The organism is Commensalibacter sp. Nvir, assembly GCF_963921845.1.
Classification (GTDB): Bacteria; Pseudomonadota; Alphaproteobacteria; order Acetobacterales; family Acetobacteraceae; genus Commensalibacter.
Map to the genome: position 1 here is coordinate 1 of NZ_CAWUGZ010000016.1, position 15,272 is coordinate 15,272.

Annotated in this window: 15 protein-coding genes; 4 read left to right on the forward strand and 11 right to left on the reverse strand. The window is 38.0% G+C overall.

All coding sequences use genetic code 11. The annotated features are described in order from the left end of the window. Nucleotides 1-352 precede the first annotated feature (352 nt). From infC to AABE15_RS00920, 5 genes are all read right to left on the reverse strand, one after another. Nucleotides 353-874 (reverse strand): translation initiation factor IF-3, encoded by a 522-nt coding sequence (gene infC, locus AABE15_RS00900; protein ID WP_408870237.1) that lies wholly within the window; start codon nt 872-874, stop codon nt 353-355. A gap of 176 nt (nt 875-1,050) precedes the next feature. Then, nucleotides 1,051-3,021, reverse strand: coding sequence for a threonine--tRNA ligase (thrS, locus tag AABE15_RS00905; protein WP_338329397.1), 1,971 nt, complete (start codon nt 3,019-3,021; stop codon nt 1,051-1,053). Between the two features lie 44 nt (nt 3,022-3,065). Continuing rightward, entirely contained in the window at nt 3,066-3,983 is a 918-nt protein-coding gene (locus AABE15_RS00910; RefSeq protein ID WP_338329398.1) for a glycosyltransferase family 9 protein, read from the reverse strand. Beyond that, nucleotides 3,970-5,142, reverse strand: a complete 1,173-nt coding sequence (locus tag AABE15_RS00915) for a glycosyltransferase family 4 protein (protein WP_338329399.1) — start codon at nt 5,140-5,142, stop codon at nt 3,970-3,972. The genes AABE15_RS00910 and AABE15_RS00915 overlap by 14 nt, the downstream gene beginning before the upstream one ends. A gap of 21 nt (nt 5,143-5,163) precedes the next feature. Continuing rightward, nucleotides 5,164-5,832 (reverse strand): glutathione S-transferase family protein, encoded by a 669-nt coding sequence (locus tag AABE15_RS00920; protein WP_338329400.1) that lies wholly within the window; start codon nt 5,830-5,832, stop codon nt 5,164-5,166. 303 nt (nt 5,833-6,135) lie between these two features. Here AABE15_RS00920 and minC point away from each other — a divergent pair, with 303 nt between their 5' ends. The 3 genes from minC (at nt 6,136) to minE (ending at nt 8,017) form a co-directional block, all read left to right on the forward strand. Then, the gene (gene minC / locus AABE15_RS00925) at nt 6,136-6,846 is read left to right on the forward strand and encodes a septum site-determining protein MinC (RefSeq protein ID WP_338329401.1); all 711 of its coding nucleotides are present in this window, start codon (nt 6,136-6,138) and stop codon (nt 6,844-6,846) included. A 92-nt stretch (nt 6,847-6,938) separates the two neighbouring features. Continuing rightward, nucleotides 6,939-7,754: a septum site-determining protein MinD gene (gene minD / locus AABE15_RS00930; RefSeq protein WP_338329402.1), complete on the forward strand. Its 816-nt coding sequence runs from the start codon at nt 6,939-6,941 to the stop codon at nt 7,752-7,754. Then, on the forward strand, nt 7,751-8,017 hold the full coding sequence (minE, locus tag AABE15_RS00935) for a cell division topological specificity factor MinE (RefSeq protein ID WP_338329403.1): 267 nt from the start codon (nt 7,751-7,753) through the stop codon (nt 8,015-8,017). The genes minD and minE overlap by 4 nt, the downstream gene beginning before the upstream one ends. Before the next feature lie 67 nt (nt 8,018-8,084). Here the strand turns inward: minE and AABE15_RS00940 are convergent, their stop codons facing one another. The 6 genes from AABE15_RS00940 to AABE15_RS00965 all read right to left on the reverse strand — a co-directional run bounded on the left by AABE15_RS00940 (nt 8,085) and on the right by AABE15_RS00965 (nt 14,516). Continuing rightward, nucleotides 8,085-9,776 (reverse strand): thiamine pyrophosphate-binding protein, encoded by a 1,692-nt coding sequence (locus tag AABE15_RS00940; protein ID WP_338329404.1) that lies wholly within the window; start codon nt 9,774-9,776, stop codon nt 8,085-8,087. 107 nt (nt 9,777-9,883) lie between these two features. After that, nucleotides 9,884-10,342 carry a SufE family protein gene (locus AABE15_RS00945; RefSeq protein ID WP_338329405.1) on the reverse strand — a complete coding sequence of 153 codons (459 nt, stop codon included), beginning with the start codon at nt 10,340-10,342 and terminating at the stop codon, nt 9,884-9,886. 20 nt (nt 10,343-10,362) lie between these two features. Further along, nucleotides 10,363-11,685, reverse strand: a complete 1,323-nt coding sequence (gene hslU / locus AABE15_RS00950) for an ATP-dependent protease ATPase subunit HslU (RefSeq protein WP_338329406.1) — start codon at nt 11,683-11,685, stop codon at nt 10,363-10,365. A gap of 5 nt (nt 11,686-11,690) precedes the next feature. After that, nucleotides 11,691-12,269 carry an ATP-dependent protease subunit HslV gene (gene hslV, locus AABE15_RS00955; RefSeq protein ID WP_338329407.1) on the reverse strand — a complete coding sequence of 193 codons (579 nt, stop codon included), beginning with the start codon at nt 12,267-12,269 and terminating at the stop codon, nt 11,691-11,693. A gap of 27 nt (nt 12,270-12,296) precedes the next feature. Continuing rightward, nucleotides 12,297-12,692 (reverse strand): response regulator, encoded by a 396-nt coding sequence (locus AABE15_RS00960; protein WP_338329408.1) that lies wholly within the window; start codon nt 12,690-12,692, stop codon nt 12,297-12,299. Between the two features lie 240 nt (nt 12,693-12,932). After that, nucleotides 12,933-14,516, reverse strand: a complete 1,584-nt coding sequence (locus AABE15_RS00965; RefSeq protein WP_338329409.1) for an ATP-binding protein — start codon at nt 14,514-14,516, stop codon at nt 12,933-12,935. 286 nt (nt 14,517-14,802) lie between these two features. On the opposite strand from AABE15_RS00965, the gene AABE15_RS00970 reads away from it, so the two are divergent. Next, nucleotides 14,803-15,222, forward strand: a complete 420-nt coding sequence (locus tag AABE15_RS00970; RefSeq protein WP_338329410.1) for a hypothetical protein — start codon at nt 14,803-14,805, stop codon at nt 15,220-15,222. The last annotated feature ends 50 nt before the right edge of the window (nt 15,223-15,272 follow it).

Consider the following 15,272-nt stretch of genomic DNA (forward strand, 5'->3'; position numbering starts at 1 on the left):
AATCGAACCAATCGAACCAATCGAACCATAAAAATCGTTTGTATCTTTTTTTGTAAATCAAAAATTTAAAATAAAATTACAATTATTTGTAAAAATTAATTTATTTTCTTTATATTTTTTTTAAATTCTCATTCTGTTTTATCTGTTGGTAACTACAAAAATTTAAAAGGTTTTTTTAACGTGGCTAAATGAGTAAATTACTTAAAAAAAATTGTTACTTTAATATAATGCAAATAGAATCTACTTCGTTCTGCACAAGCAGCGCAATTCCATCTCATTGAAAATTTGTATCCAAAATAAATAGAAGAAATTTCTCTATTAAAAAGGTATGCGACGCATACCTTTTTAATAGTTATTTAGGTGCTAATACCATAATCATTTGCCGATTTTCTAACTTCGGCAATTGTTCAACTTTGGTTTCAGATTCCATATCAATTCGAAAACGCTCTAACAACTGGATACCCAACTCTTGATGAGCCATCTCTCTACCACGAAAACGCAGCGTTATTTTTACTTTGTCGCCAGCGCCAATAAAACGCTTTGCGGCATTTAATTTCACCTGGTAATCGTTCTGATCAATATTGGGGCGAATCTTAATTTCTTTAATATCGATTACTTTTTGTTTTTTTCGAGCTTCGTTCTTTTTTTTCTGTTGCTCATATTTGAACTTACCATTATCAAGAATTTTAGCAACGGGAGGATCAGCGTTCGGACTTACCTCCAAAAGATTCAAGCCCACCGCATGAGCCATTTTCAAAGCTTCACGCGTTGCAACAATGCCTAACATTTCGCCATCTGCTCCAACAAGTCTAACTTGAGGGGCGCGGATTTCCTCATCAACAAGCGGACCTTCACGGTTTGTCGTGGGGGGTATCGGTGTTTTTACTATGGTTAAGTTTCCTTCTAAACTTCAACTCTAGAAAGAATTAACCTATTAACGTAAGTTAGCTTTATATAACCGTAAACATACATGAAATGGGTGATATTTTCTTTCTAAAGATAAATGTTACATAATCCAGAGAATATTATAACCTATTTTTTCAATTGAATCTAGCTTTCACATCGAAGATTTGTTTTATAAGTGGCCACTCTAGCGCGTCCAGTATCAGGGGGCAAAGCTTCATTTTTAAGGATTTCAATAGCCTGTTCACTCGGTAAAATTTCTTGAACATTTCCTTTCCCTAGTCGTCTTAGGGCTACGTTGCCCTCTTCTGCTTCCTTGCGACCAATAACCATAATAATAGGCACATGCTGCAAGCTATGTTCTCTTATTTTAGCGTTAATTTTTTCATTCCGCGTATCCAATTCAACCCTTAATCCCTGGGCAATCAACGATTCCGCAATTCCTTGTGCATAGTCCTCAACATCATTCACAATTGTTGCAATAACAATTTGAACGGGTGCTAGCCATAAAGGGAAATGGCCCGCGTGTTGTTCAATAAGAATACCAATAAATCGTTCAAAAGATCCAACAATAGCACGATGGAGCATAACAGGTCTGTGCCTTGCACTATCTTCACCAATATAGGAAGCCTTTAAACGTTCAGGCAAAACATAGTCTACTTGCAATGTACCGCATTGCCAATCTCTGCCAATCGCATCCCTTAATACAAATTCAAGCTTAGGTCCATAAAAAGCGCCTTCACCTTTATTTAACTCAAACGCAACGCCTACTTGATGGCAAGCTTCTTTTAAACTATTTTCAGCTTTGTCCCATGTTTGATCGTCTCCAGCCCGAACGTCCGGTCTATCAGAGAATTTAATTCGAAAATTTTCAAAACCTAAGTCTTTATAGACTTCGGACAACATACGAACAAACAACGCTGTTTCAGAAGTAATTTGCTCCTGCGTGCAAAAAATATGCGCATCATCTTGGACAAAAGAACGCACACGCATAATCCCATGAAGGGCTCCAGAAGGTTCGTAGCGGTTACATGCTCCAAACTCAGCCATTCGTAAAGGCAATTCACGGTACGAACGTAGTACATTATTAAAAATTTGGATATGACACGGACAATTCATTGGTTTTAAGGCATAGGTACGATCTTCATCCTCTACCGAAGCAATAAACATATTTTCTCTAAATTTTTCCCAATGTCCTGAAGCTTCCCATAAAGAACGATCCACAAGCTGAGGTGTACGAACTTCAACATACCCATAATTTTTTTGTATCCGTTGAATATAATTTTGCAAAACTTGGTAAATTTGCCAGCCTTTTGGATGCCAAAAGATAGAACCCACGGCTTCATCTTGTAAATGAAAAAGATCCATCTCTTTACCAATACGCCTGTGATCCCTCCTGACGGCCTCTTCTTGTTGAGTCAAATAACTATTCAACTCTTTTTTATCCCGCCACGCCGTTCCATAAATGCGAGAAAGCATTGCCCTTTTGGAGTCGCCTCTCCAATACGCGCCTGCAACTTTGGTCAATTTGAAAGCATTTCCAACGTCGCCGGTCGAACGCAAATGAGGCCCCCGACAAAGATCCGACCACTGACCTTGTTTATAAACTGAGATGCGCTCCGTTTCGGGTAAATCGCGTATTAATTCTGCTTTGTATGTTTCCCCAATCTCTAAAAAATAAGCAATGGCTTCATTTCTTGGGATAATTTCACGAACCAACGGCTCATCTCGGGCAATAATTTCATGCATACGCTGTTCAATTGCCGGTAAATCCTCCAGTTTAAAAGGTTCATTACGAGCAAAATCATAGTAAAACCCATTTTCAATGGTTGGACCAATCGTTACCTGTGTGTCTGGATAAAGTTCTTTAACCGCTTGTGCCAGTACATGCGCTGCATCATGCCGAATAAGGTCTAACGCCTCATCGTCTTTACGAGTAATAAATCGAACGGCTGCATCATGATCAACCATTGTCTGTAAATCAACCAAGGTATCATCGAGCTTCATTGCTAATACTGCACGTGCCAACCCTGCCCCAATGGATTGTGCAATTGATAAGCCTGAAACAGGTTCATCAAAATAACGAACAGAACCATCAGGCAGAGTTATAGAAGGCATAATTGAATTCTCCAAAACAACACAATTTCAATCTTTTATAAATGTTAATGAACCCACTTTAATTCGCGGGCAACTTTTTTTACAGTTAGATCTTTTAAAATAGGTTGAGTAATAATTTTTACATTTTTTCCTCTAGGAGCTGTTAACAAAGGATCACTGGAGGAAGAAAATAATACAATGCTCGGACACCCTACTATAGCGGCAATATGCATGGGGCCCGTATCATTGCCCAAAGCAAACAAAGCGTCCGCAAAGACGGCTGCTAAATTAAATATAGACGTTTTACCCACTAAATTGACTACCTCTGGGCATTTACTTTGAAGCACAGCAACTAAGCTACGCTCTTCATATCCACCCACTACTACTGGAGTTATATTATTATGAATACATAGATTAGCAATTTCAGCGTAGGATTCAATAGGCCAACGTTTTTCTGGACGTTTCTTTGAGCACCCTGGTACAAGAACCGCATAACGTTTAAGGTCCTTTATGCCTGGGAACTGACGTATTAGCCAATTCACTTCGGGCGCGGGGAAACGCGTTATGCCCGTTTGTCGCAACTGATCTCTTTGGCGATCAATGGTATGCATCTCATTGCGCTTAGGATTACTATGTTGATGCGAAGCATTCCGAGCAATACCAGACCATTTTGGCTTTCCAGCCAATTTAAAATATCTCGTAGAACGCTTCGAAGTTTGTAGATCATATACAAAGTCATATCCACTAAGATTCTGTGCTAATTTTAAATTTCCAATTAAATTGAAAAAATGAGGACGTTCATCAATTAAAACACGGTCAAACCAAGGGCTATTATGACCAAGCTCAACAAAAGGTTTTGTCGTTAATAAAGTAATATGATCTGACGTGTGATGCTGTCTTATGGCGGCGAAGGCAAAAAAACTCTGAATAAAATCTCCCAAAGCACCAAGACGTATAATTAATATTTTTTTACTCAAATGCATGCAAATCAAACTGTTTTTCTTGCGTTAAAACTTCATTATACACCTTAAGGGTTGCCCGTTGCATAAGCTTAACGTCATATTTTTCTTTAACCATCTCCTGTGCGCGGCGCCCTATCCATTGCAAATCATTTTCAGACATTTCCGTAAGCGCATTGAGAACATAAGACAAAGAAGATAAATTGCCTGCCTCAAAAACGAACCCTGTTTGTTCATGCGTAACGGTTTCACAAGCTCCCCCGTGATTGGCAACTAATACAGGTTTGCCCATTGCTTGCGCTTCGATAACAACACGACCAAAAGGTTCCGGTTTCAAAGAGGGAATAACCACAATATTTGCCAAGGCAAAAGCTGCAGGCATATCTTGGCAGTCCCCCACAAAATAAACACGGTCCATTATATTTAATGTTGCTGCTATTTTTCGTAACTGTTTGGATAGATTTTGTTTAGGCTTTTCAGGTCCAACAAAAACACAAACCCATGATTCTGGATTACAAATTCGTGCGAACGCACGTAATAAAAGTTCGTGCCCCTTCCATGCACTCAATCGAGCAGGCAACATGATAATTTTTTTATCTTCCGGTATATTCCATTGAAAGGCCAATTTGCCAACGCGTTCCCCAATGGAATGATTAACATTAAAAATATGTGTATCAACACTTCTGGGAATTATTCTCAAACGTGAGCGATCTACATGGTAACGATCTCGTAATCGTTTGGCAATAAAATGACTGATAGCTATAACCCGATGACCTTTTGCCATCACCTGATTATAGCAGCGTTTAAGTTGAAAATTTTCATTATAAACCCCATGCCACGTGGTTATAAAGCTGGTCTGTGTTTTTTTACAGGCAAACCAACACGACCAAGCAGGCGCTCGCGAGCGAGCATGAACAATGTCCACTTTAAAAGTGGTAATAATTTTCTTTAATACAAATTGATTTTTCCAAATTTTAAATGGATTTTTTGAATTCAAAGGTAGAGTAATATGGATAATACCCGATTTTTTTAATATTTCTTTCCATGCCTCTCCACCCGAACTCACGACAAGAGCAACGCCATTACATCTAACAATAGCTTTTGCCATGTCGACAGTACCCCGCTCTACCCCTCCTGTACCTAAGGTAGGAAGTACTTGCATCACAGTCGGTTTGGTTTTCATCTTGATATTCAAAACATTACATTAAAAATCTAAATCAGAATAATACTTTGGAGGCACCAACCCACTTATTCGATCACTCAGCAAGGCGCGAAAACTTGGCCTAGACTTTAATCGAGCATACCATTCCCTAACGGCAGGGTATTTTTCCCATTGTATGTCCCCAATATAATCCAAAGCTGAAACATGAGCAGCAGCAGCGAAATCTGCTAAAGATAAATGGTTGCCCGTAAGCCAGGATCTTTTATCAACAAGTTCTGATAAATAATTGAGATGAAATTTAATTTGCTGATATCCCATTCGTATAGATTGGGCGCTTGGATTACTATTCATAAAAAATCGTTTAAATATTTTTTCGTAGAGTAAATTCCGTGTTACTTCTCGATTAAATTTATCATCAAACCAAGCAACTATCCGTCTTACCTCCACCCGCTCGGCTAAAGTTCTTCCCATTAACATTGTGTCCGGATAGGCTTCTTCTAAATATTCACAAATCGCATATGAATCTGGAATAGTTAATCCGGTCTCCTCCACCAATACAGGTACAGTACCAGCTGCATTTAACAAAAGAAATTCAGGCCTTTTTTTCCATACTGTCTCGGTAATGAGTTCGAAAGATAAACGTTTTTCGGACATAACCAAACGAACTTTTCGACAGAATGGACAAAGAGGTTGATGAAACAATTTGCGCATATAATTCCAACCACTTGCATATCAAAACTCAATTTTACTCGTCAAGATGAGGTAAATTATAGTATAAAAACCATTAGTAACACGCTTTTATCTAAACTTACATCAAGTGTCTACAAAATTAAAATTGAGCAAATTTTTAGGAAAAAATTTATCGCAGGAAGGATATTAAGTGTAAGCTATTGAGATTAAGTTACAACGTTTTTATTTTTATTAAAAACAAATTTTTTTAATATTCACTACCGTAAAAACAAGATAAATTAACTTTTGCATATTTTGTCCAAAACACTATAGGAACGATAATTCGTGGCAAAACCCTCTAAAAACCAATTGCAAATACGTATACTGGGGCGATCTTTTTTGGCATTAGTATTATCCCCCGAAGCTCCGTTGGAAGCTTGGTTGAAAAGTTTAGATAAACAGATACAACGTTCCGCTTCATTTTTTTTAGGGAAACCCATCATACTAAATTTAGAACGCGTTTCAGAAACTGAAGAAGGATTGAGCGATCTGTACAATGAGCTAATGACTAGAAATATTCAGATTATATCAATTGAAAACATATCTACGGTTTGTAACGCTATTCAAACCTGGCCAAAATTAGGAATTTTTAGTAACGGTAAAACCGTTGATCCTATACACATACTTGATAAAACCAAACCAAAGCCTCCGACTGCACCCTACCACATTATCGAAGAACCCGTGCGATCAGGTCAAAGTATTTTTTTCCCAGAAGGGGACGTTATTATTACCAATTCCGTTTCTTCTGGATCTGAAATTGTTGCTGGTGGATCAATTCACGTTTATGGTGCATTAAGAGGTAGAGCCATTGCCGGTATCAATGGACAACCCAAGGCAAGAATTTTTGCATACCAACTTGAAGCCGAACTTATGGCTATTGATGGGTACTATATGACCGCTGAAGAAATACCAGAAAACTTGATATTAAAACCTGCACAAGTTTATTTGGATCAAAACGTTATGACAGTAGCGCCGCTCATGAAAATGAAATCTTGATAACAAATTATACTAGACTAGTTTGCGAATAGATTTATATTTAAAGTGCGGTACAAATAATTTAAAACTGTTGAGGATTAAAAGGAAAGAATATGGCAAAAGTCGTCGTCATCACTTCAGGAAAAGGAGGTGTTGGTAAAACAACTTCAACCGCGGCAATCGGAGCAGCCTTGGCACAAGCCGGTCAAAAAGTTGTTGTCGTTGACTTTGACGTAGGGTTAAGAAACCTTGACCTTGTCATGGGTTCTGAAAGACGCGTTGTGTTCGATTTTGTCAACGTCATTCATGGTGAAGCTAGCCTTCCTCAAGCGTTAATAAAAGATAAAAGGCTCGAAAATCTTTTTATTCTCGCCGCTTCTCAAACTCGAGATAAAGATGCCTTAACCGAAGAAGGCGTTCAAAAAGTCATCAACGAATTAAAAGAAAAATTCGACTGGATTATTTGTGATAGCCCCGCTGGTATTGAGCGGGGGGCTAAAATGGCGATGCACTTTGCTGACGAAGCCATTATTATTACAAATCCAGAAGTTTCCTCGGTACGAGACAGCGATCGCATTATAGGTATCTTGGATAGTACGACTCAGAAAGCTTTGCAAGGTGATAAAATTCCTAAGCATCTCTTGATTACCCGTTATGCGGCGGACCGTGCTGCACGAGGTGATATGCTTAATACAGATGATATATTGGATATTCTTTCCATACCGCTTATCGGAATTATTCCTGAAAGTGAAGAGGTGCTCAAAGCATCCAATTTGGGCTCTCCGATTACCTTATGCTGCCCCCATTCGAATGTAGCAAAGGCCTATAATGAGGCTGTACAAAGACTTCAAGGTGAAAAACTAGACATTATTGTACCTTCAGATAAAAAAGGGTTTATCAGCTGGTTACTTGGAAGGAGCCGCTCATGAGTTTCTTTTCTAATTTTTTCACAAAAAGAAACAGCGCCCCTGTGGCTAAGGATCGATTGCAAATCCTCCTTGCACACGAACGTTCTTCCACAACGACAACCAACTCTGATTTGTTACAAAGGTTAGAAAAAGAAATAATGGAAGTCATCCAAAAACATATTTCCATTGATCAAGACAAAATTCAGGTTAAAGTTGATCGTGGAAATGACTTTTCGACTTTAGAAATTGATATCGAAGTTCCGGAACAAATTAAAACTATTTGATTGATAACGGCATGTAACTTACAGTGGGCTAGTAAAGAAACCTTACTAGCCTTATATGGCGTTACAATCATTTTTTATCCTTTAGCTCTTCCAAACCTCTAGGTCCATAGTTAAACGCAGCAACCATATCCGCAGATTCTTGCATTGCTTTTGGAATATCTAGAGGCTCCAGCATAACTTCGATTAAACACAATGTATCGGTATGCCGATCAATTTCCAATAACGCATCATTTAATTCCCCTTCAGTTTCAACTTTTTTAGCAAAAAAGCTTTTATTTCCTCCTCCGGATTCAAAAAATTTTTTATAATCCCAAAGGGGTATATTATTATAACCCGCATGAAGTCCCATAATCGCTCGTTCTATCGTATAACCTTTATTGTTAATGAGAAATAAAATAGGTTTAAGATCATATAAAAAAAGAGAAGCAACTTCTTGTGCGGTCAGTTGAAACGATCCGTCGCCAATAAATAAAACGTGTCTTCGAGTAGAGTTGGCCATCAACGAACCAAAAAGCGCAGGCAAAGAATACCCTATCGATAACCAAAGGGGTTGACTGATTATGGTGATTTTTGAAGGCATATCCATAATCTTTACCCCACGCATTGAGGTTCCCGCTTCAGCAACAATCACATCATTTGATTTAATAAATTTCTCCGTTCTCTTCCAAAAACGCTCTTGAATTAATTTTTTTTTCGGCTTAATAGCCCAATCTTTTGTATTTTTTTGTATTACATTTTTTGAAATTTTATACTTTTTTACAGGCTTCATCGTAGCCAAATGACCCAGCAATTCTATTGCGGACACGCCTTCAAAAATATCGTGACCAATAATGGTCCGAAAAGGCTGAATATTAATCATATCATCAGGTATTTTTTGAGTAAAATAGCCTGAGTTGCTATCTATAAATTTAACATTTAACCCAAACAAACAATCCGACTTTTCAATAACACGTTTTACACTTTCTGAAGATGAACAACCACTATACCCCCCAATCCAGTGCGCATGATCACCATCCAACACACACTGCGCTGCTGATAAGGTTGCAAAGGGAATATTAAGATTTTCAACAGTCAATTGTATCAATTTATCAAGCTCAAAGCGATCAAGGGCCATACCAAGCAAAGCCGCTGGATTTTCAGCTTTGCGCAACTTTTTTATTATATGTTGCAATAACGATTCTAGTTGTTGCACGTCACTCGTTTGATGACGTAAGGACAAAACTTGATTGTAGACATCAATTTCAAAAAAGCTAATATCAGAAGGGAGTTGTAAATAAACAGGCCTTTTTTCACGAAAGCAAGCCCGAAAAACGCGATCAATTTCTTCCACTGCATTTTGAGGCGTTATTCTTGCTTGTGCAACGGTAAAAGGTCGATAACAATCCATTATATCTTCGAAATTACCTTCGGCGGTCGTATGATGCAATAAACGATGGCGATATACACTGTTTAATGGGGGCGCACCAGTGATAAAAATAACAGGAACATACTCTGCAAAAGCCCCCGCAATTCCATTTATTGCACTTAAATCGCCCACACCGTAGGTCGTCACAATCGCGGCAATTCCATTCAATCGGGCATAACCATCTGCCGCATAGGCACCATTTAATTCGTTTCGAGTGCCGACAAATTGTATATCTTGTCTTTTTTCAATTTGCTGAAGAAATTGTAGATTGTAGTCCCCTGGAACGCCAAAAATATTTTTTACACCCACTTGCGCTAATCGATCCAATAAGAAATCACCAACTGTTCTTTTCATTTAAACCTCGTTTTAATTTCTCAAAAAATTATATTTTTTGCTTATCCTTACAATCTCATTTTCTAACGTAGACAAATAGAAGTCACGCTGGCGCGTTTGACTTATTGCTACAGTTTATTTGTGTTAAATTTATACTTAGTAGCAATCGTTTGCATATACTGGATCATTGAAGCAATACCATTGCTTCGGTTTGCTGATAATGCGCCAGACAATCCAAGGTCTTTTACAAACCTTGGATCAATATTTAAAATTTCTTTGATGGATCGGCCAGAATAAATACGCAATATCAGAAAAATTAAGCCTCTAACAATAGCAGCATCCGAATTGCCTGCAAAAAACAGGCATCCCTCCTGAAAATGATAATTTAACCAAACCTGACTTTGACAACCCAGGACGCGGTATTGGTCTTGTTGCCACTCTAGTGGAAAATCAGGTAATTTTTTTCCAAGATCAATAAGATAACGATAACGCTGTACCCAATCGTCAAATAAGTCCAATTCTTCACGGATCGTTTCAATTGCTTCAGAAGATGTATTCGTAGCAGGCTTGATAAAAGCGGGATTCATTATCGACCTTTAAGGCAAAATTATAAAATAAAACGACTTAAATCGCCTTTATTAGCCAAGGAGCCAACATTTTTTCTTACATCCTCTGCTGTAATTTCTATAGTTTCACCCGAACGTTCGGAAGCAGTAAAAGAAACTTCTTCTAATAATTTTTCCATTACGGTCGCTAATCTTCGCGCACCTATGTTTTCGACACGTTCATTAATATCCGTGGTTAATTGAGCTATTTCATCGATTGCTTCTTCATTTAAATGCAATACAACCCCTTCAGTAGCCATTAACGACACATATTGTTTGAGTAAAGAATGCTCTGGCTCTGTCAGTATTCTTCGCATATCTTCTTTGGTTAAAGGGGACAGTTCTACACGAATAGGCAATCTTCCTTGTAACTCTGGCAAAAGATCGGCGGGTTTAGCAAGATGAAAAGCACCAGAAGCAATAAATAAAATATGATCTGTTTTTACCGCTCCATATTTTGTTGAAACGGTCGTCCCTTCAATCAATGGAAGTAAATCTCTTTGAACACCCTCACGTGAAATGTCAGCACCCCCACGCCCACCACCTTCAAAGGAACGAGCACACACTTTATCAATCTCATCTAAAAACACAATACCATGATTTTGTGTTCTATGAATGGCTTCTCTTACAAGCATGTCATTATCCAGCAATTTATCTGATTCTTCCCGTATTAGCGCTTCTCGGGCCTTTGATACGGTCATGTGCTTGGATTTTTCAGCTCTATTCATAAATCCTTTCATCATGTCCGTAAAATTAATAACCTGCGCTGGCGGCATACCAGGAATATCTATTTGCCCAATAGGAGATGACGAAGCATCGGATAAACTAATTTCAATCTCCTTATCTTCCAATTGCCCTTCCGAAAGCATTTGTGAAAATTTATTGCGCGTTTCCGCCGAAGCCCCTTCACCGACCAAGGCAGTAATTAACCGTTGTTTTGCCGCTTCATTTGCTTTTTCCTGAACATCACGGCGTTTTACATCACGAAGCATCGATAAGGAAGTTTCAACTAAATCTCTAATGATGCTTTCAACGTCTCTACCAACATAACCCACTTCCGTGAATTTAGTCGCCTCGACTTTTAAAAAAGGAGCTTGAGAAAGACGAGCCAATCGTCGGGCTATTTCCGTTTTTCCACACCCTGTCGGACCGATCATTAAAATATTTTTCGGCACCACTTCTTCGCGTATACCATCCGGTAATTTTGCACGTCTCCAGCGATTACGTAACGCAATGGCAACTGCACGTTTTGCTTCTGCTTGCCCTACAATATAACGATCAAGTTCCGTAACGATTTTTTTGGGGGAATAAGTAGGAATGTCCATTGGTGTTAGCCCTTGACTAATAAAGTTTCGACGACAAGAGAAGTGTTCGTATAGATACAAATATCTGCAGCAATTTTCATGGCACGTTTAGCTATTTCTTCAGAGGTTAATCCCTCGACTGTTAACAGTGCCCTTGCAGCAGCCATCGCATAATTGCCCCCCGAACCAATGGCAAGAACACCATCTTCTGGCTCTAATACATCGCCATTTCCTGTCAGTGTGAATGAGTGCGCTTGATTTGCTACGAGCATCATTGCCTCTAATCTGCGCAAATAACGATCCGTACGCCAATCCTGTGCCAATTCAACACATGCTCTTTCAAGTTGATTGGGATAGCGTTCTAACTTTTTTTCTAATCGTTCTAACAAAGTAAAAGCATCGGCAGTAGCCCCTGCAAAGCCAGCAAGAATTTGTCCGTTTAAGCCGATTTTTCTAACTTTTTTTGCATTCCCTTTTATTACTGTATTTCCTAATGTAACTTGCCCATCCCCCGCCATCGCTACTTGACCGTCGCGACGCACACACAAAATGGTGGTCCCATGCCACTGTATAGGATCATAGGAATTAAACTGTTGCTGATTCATAAATGAATAAATACCTTCTAAAGTTATCTAGGGATTAACTGTTAACTCTTTAACCCTTTTGGTTAGCATACCCAAAGAAAAAGGTTTCGTAATGAGCTTAATATTATCATCCGTAGGTAAATTGCCAACACCGTGTGCATAACCCGTCATAAATAAAATCGACAAGCCAGGCCACAGCTTTCTTGCTTTTTTTGCCAGATCATTGCCATTAATGCCCGGCAACCCTATATCGGTTAAGAGCAAATCGATATTATCTCTTTTTTGGCTTATTTCTTCTAGAAAAGTTAAGGCAACCTTACCATCTGCGGCAACCATAACCTTGAACTCCATTTCGTTAAGCAATTCAACGAGTAACGGCCGCAAAACTGAATCGTCTTCAACGACCAATATTAATTTCTTGTGATCCTTTTTTTCTTCAACCATGATAACCCTTTTTAACGGTAAAGAAAATACTGCTATTCACTATGGCCATATTCTAATATCCAAAACCAACAAATACTCCTTATTATTTTCTTGAGAACAGCTAAAGAAATCAACATAATAGTGGCAAAATTATAGTAACGTTTTGGATAGCAGGCGCCAAAACTTAAAAAAATATCCCTTTTCTAAGTTCATTTTCAACAAAACTTACTAAACTTCAAAAAAACAAATGTCATTTGCCTTTTATTTAGTACTATCCAAACAATTTTTTTGCGAGAAAGCAGGCAAATAGATACTTATGGCAGTACCCTGACCCAGCTGACTTTTGACCAAAACATCCCCGCCCGATTGCTGTGCAAAACCGTAAACCATAGCCAATCCTAGCCCTGTACCCCAACCCACTTCTTTGGTCGTAAAAAAAGGTTCGAAAATATGGTCAATAATTTCAGTTGACATTCCTTGACCATTATCTTTAACGGTCACAACAACATACCAGCCCTTTTCAAGATGCTTTAGATCGTTTCTATCGTCAATTTTCACATTTTTAAACGTAATCTTAATCTCTCCACCTTCAGGCATAGCGTCAACGGAATTAATACACAAATTCATTATGGCCAATTCTAATTGAGAGGGATCCGTTTTAACAAATGTTTTTTTTCCTTTATAGTCTGCTATCGCTAACGTTAATTGAGGTTTACGTGTTACACATTCTATCTCATTTCGTCGAGAATACAATCGCATTGACAACGTTTGCGACAACAAATCTTGATAATCTTTGATAACCTTGAAAATATCTACGTTTTGAATAGACATTTTTTTACGACGACTAAAACTAAGCAAACGTTCTGTCATCAATGAACCTTTTTGAGAGGCGGACAAAGCATTTTCAAGTAAACGTTCAATATATTCCTTTTTGAATTCCGACTTGGGATCAGATTTAAGTAAAAACGCTGCGCATAACTCAATTGATCCAGAAATTGTAGTCAATAAATTATTAAAATCATGGGCAATGCTACCGGCCATTGTGCCCAACGCATGAAGTTTCTCTGCTTGCTGGAGCTTTGCTTCCCAATTTTTTTGATCGCTAATATCCAATTCCATAATTACAGAAGGTCTAGTTATTTCCCCTCTTGCTCTACCTAAAAGTAATCGAGTAATTAAAAACCAACGAGAGGGCGAATTAATTTCATTGCTTGGAACTTCTAAAGTTGCCACAAAACATTCTTCTTTGAGCAATCGATTTTGAAATTGTTTTAGCTCTTCAGGCTTAAATGAGGGCTCAATTTCTTCTTCTGTTTTGCCTAAACATTCTTCAACCGAACGACCGCGACGTGAAGCCGCCAATTCGTTCATACGTGTAAATTTACCTTGCTCGTCTTTAAAGGCTACTCCATAAGGAAGATGATCCAACAATCCTTTCAAAAGCAATTGCTCGTGACGAAGTTGCCTTCTATATTCCGAACGCAAAACTGCTCTTTCAACAACCTCACAAACCGATAAAGGGTCAAGGGGTTTTGCAATAAAAAAAGATATACCTCCTTGGTTTAAAGCAGAAATCAAATAATCGGTGCGCGTGTTTGCAGCCAAAAGAATACGAGTAGCGACCGTAATATTCCTTACTCTCCCAAAGAAAATATTACCTGACATAGAAGGCATACAATAATTATACAATATTGCAGAAAAACGATTGCCTTTTTTAATTAAATCTAAGGCAACGTAGGGTGATTCCGTTTTATATACGCTATAATTTTTCCCTAATATGATTTCTATTTCTTGTAAAATGATCGGGTTATTATCCACAACCAATATCGCTGGTAGGGTTTCCATACCCGTCCTCCTCTTTTACGCATCAGCATAGTCCGACTTTGTTTTTAATGGATTTTGAATTTTTATAAAATAATTAATTTAAGTATTAGACTTACAAATAGAGTTTCTTTATTAAAAACCAAGTTAAAAATAGGTAAGTTTGTAAACCAAACGGGTCTTTTTTCTTATAAATTAATTTTTAATTAACACAAAATCCTAGTTTAACCTTTTAAATTATTTGTATACTCTATAAGAAATTAAAATTGATCCCTGAGTAAGCCAATAAATCAAAGGACAGTTTCGTAAAATGCAAATAAATTCATTAAGAACCGAAGGACGCCTAACTCCAGAACAAGCACCTAACCAACTATCCTTTCAAAACAAAAAATCCCCTAATACATTAATCCGTACGGCACTTTCGGCTATAAGCTATTTTATCTTTTATTTTTTACAACAAGTCGCCGAAATCTTTGCACCAATGCTGCTCATTATTGGGCTAGTTTGGAAATTTATACCCACTTTGCTCCATTCTATGATGCATTTAACCGACAATGCTGATCCTCAAATCAGGGACATCGTGACTAACGGATCCAACTTGATACCCACTTCTATAAATTTTTCAGGGTATACTTTAAGTGCTTCTACCTTGATATTTTGGGGAATTCTTTTGCTGGCGTTAGCTGCTTTGAGCGCAACGCTTACCAGTTTTTTTGGGTATAAAAATTAATCAACTTCTAATTTTCTTTATGTGAAACGATCAGTTTTTAACTTATTTTA

Coding starts and splice junctions, on each gene's coding strand:
- thrS (WP_338329397.1), bottom strand. CDS start 3,021: ATGCCTTCTATAACTCTGCCTGATGGTTCTGTTCGTTATTTTGATGAA.
- AABE15_RS00910 (WP_338329398.1), bottom strand. CDS start 3,983: ATGCATTTGAGTAAAAAAATATTAATTATACGTCTTGGTGCTTTGGGA.
- AABE15_RS00915 (WP_338329399.1), bottom strand. CDS start 5,142: ATGAAAACCAAACCGACTGTGATGCAAGTACTTCCTACCTTAGGTACA.
- AABE15_RS00920 (WP_338329400.1), bottom strand. CDS start 5,832: ATGCGCAAATTGTTTCATCAACCTCTTTGTCCATTCTGTCGAAAAGTT.
- minD (WP_338329402.1), top strand. CDS start 6,939: ATGGCAAAAGTCGTCGTCATCACTTCAGGAAAAGGAGGTGTTGGTAAA.
- minE (WP_338329403.1), top strand. CDS start 7,751: ATGAGTTTCTTTTCTAATTTTTTCACAAAAAGAAACAGCGCCCCTGTG.
- AABE15_RS00940 (WP_338329404.1), bottom strand. CDS start 9,776: ATGAAAAGAACAGTTGGTGATTTCTTATTGGATCGATTAGCGCAAGTG.
- AABE15_RS00945 (WP_338329405.1), bottom strand. CDS start 10,342: ATGAATCCCGCTTTTATCAAGCCTGCTACGAATACATCTTCTGAAGCA.
- hslU (WP_338329406.1), bottom strand. CDS start 11,685: ATGGACATTCCTACTTATTCCCCCAAAAAAATCGTTACGGAACTTGAT.
- hslV (WP_338329407.1), bottom strand. CDS start 12,269: ATGAATCAGCAACAGTTTAATTCCTATGATCCTATACAGTGGCATGGG.
- AABE15_RS00960 (WP_338329408.1), bottom strand. CDS start 12,692: ATGGTTGAAGAAAAAAAGGATCACAAGAAATTAATATTGGTCGTTGAA.
- AABE15_RS00965 (WP_338329409.1), bottom strand. CDS start 14,516: ATGGAAACCCTACCAGCGATATTGGTTGTGGATAATAACCCGATCATT.
- AABE15_RS00970 (WP_338329410.1), top strand. CDS start 14,803: ATGCAAATAAATTCATTAAGAACCGAAGGACGCCTAACTCCAGAACAA.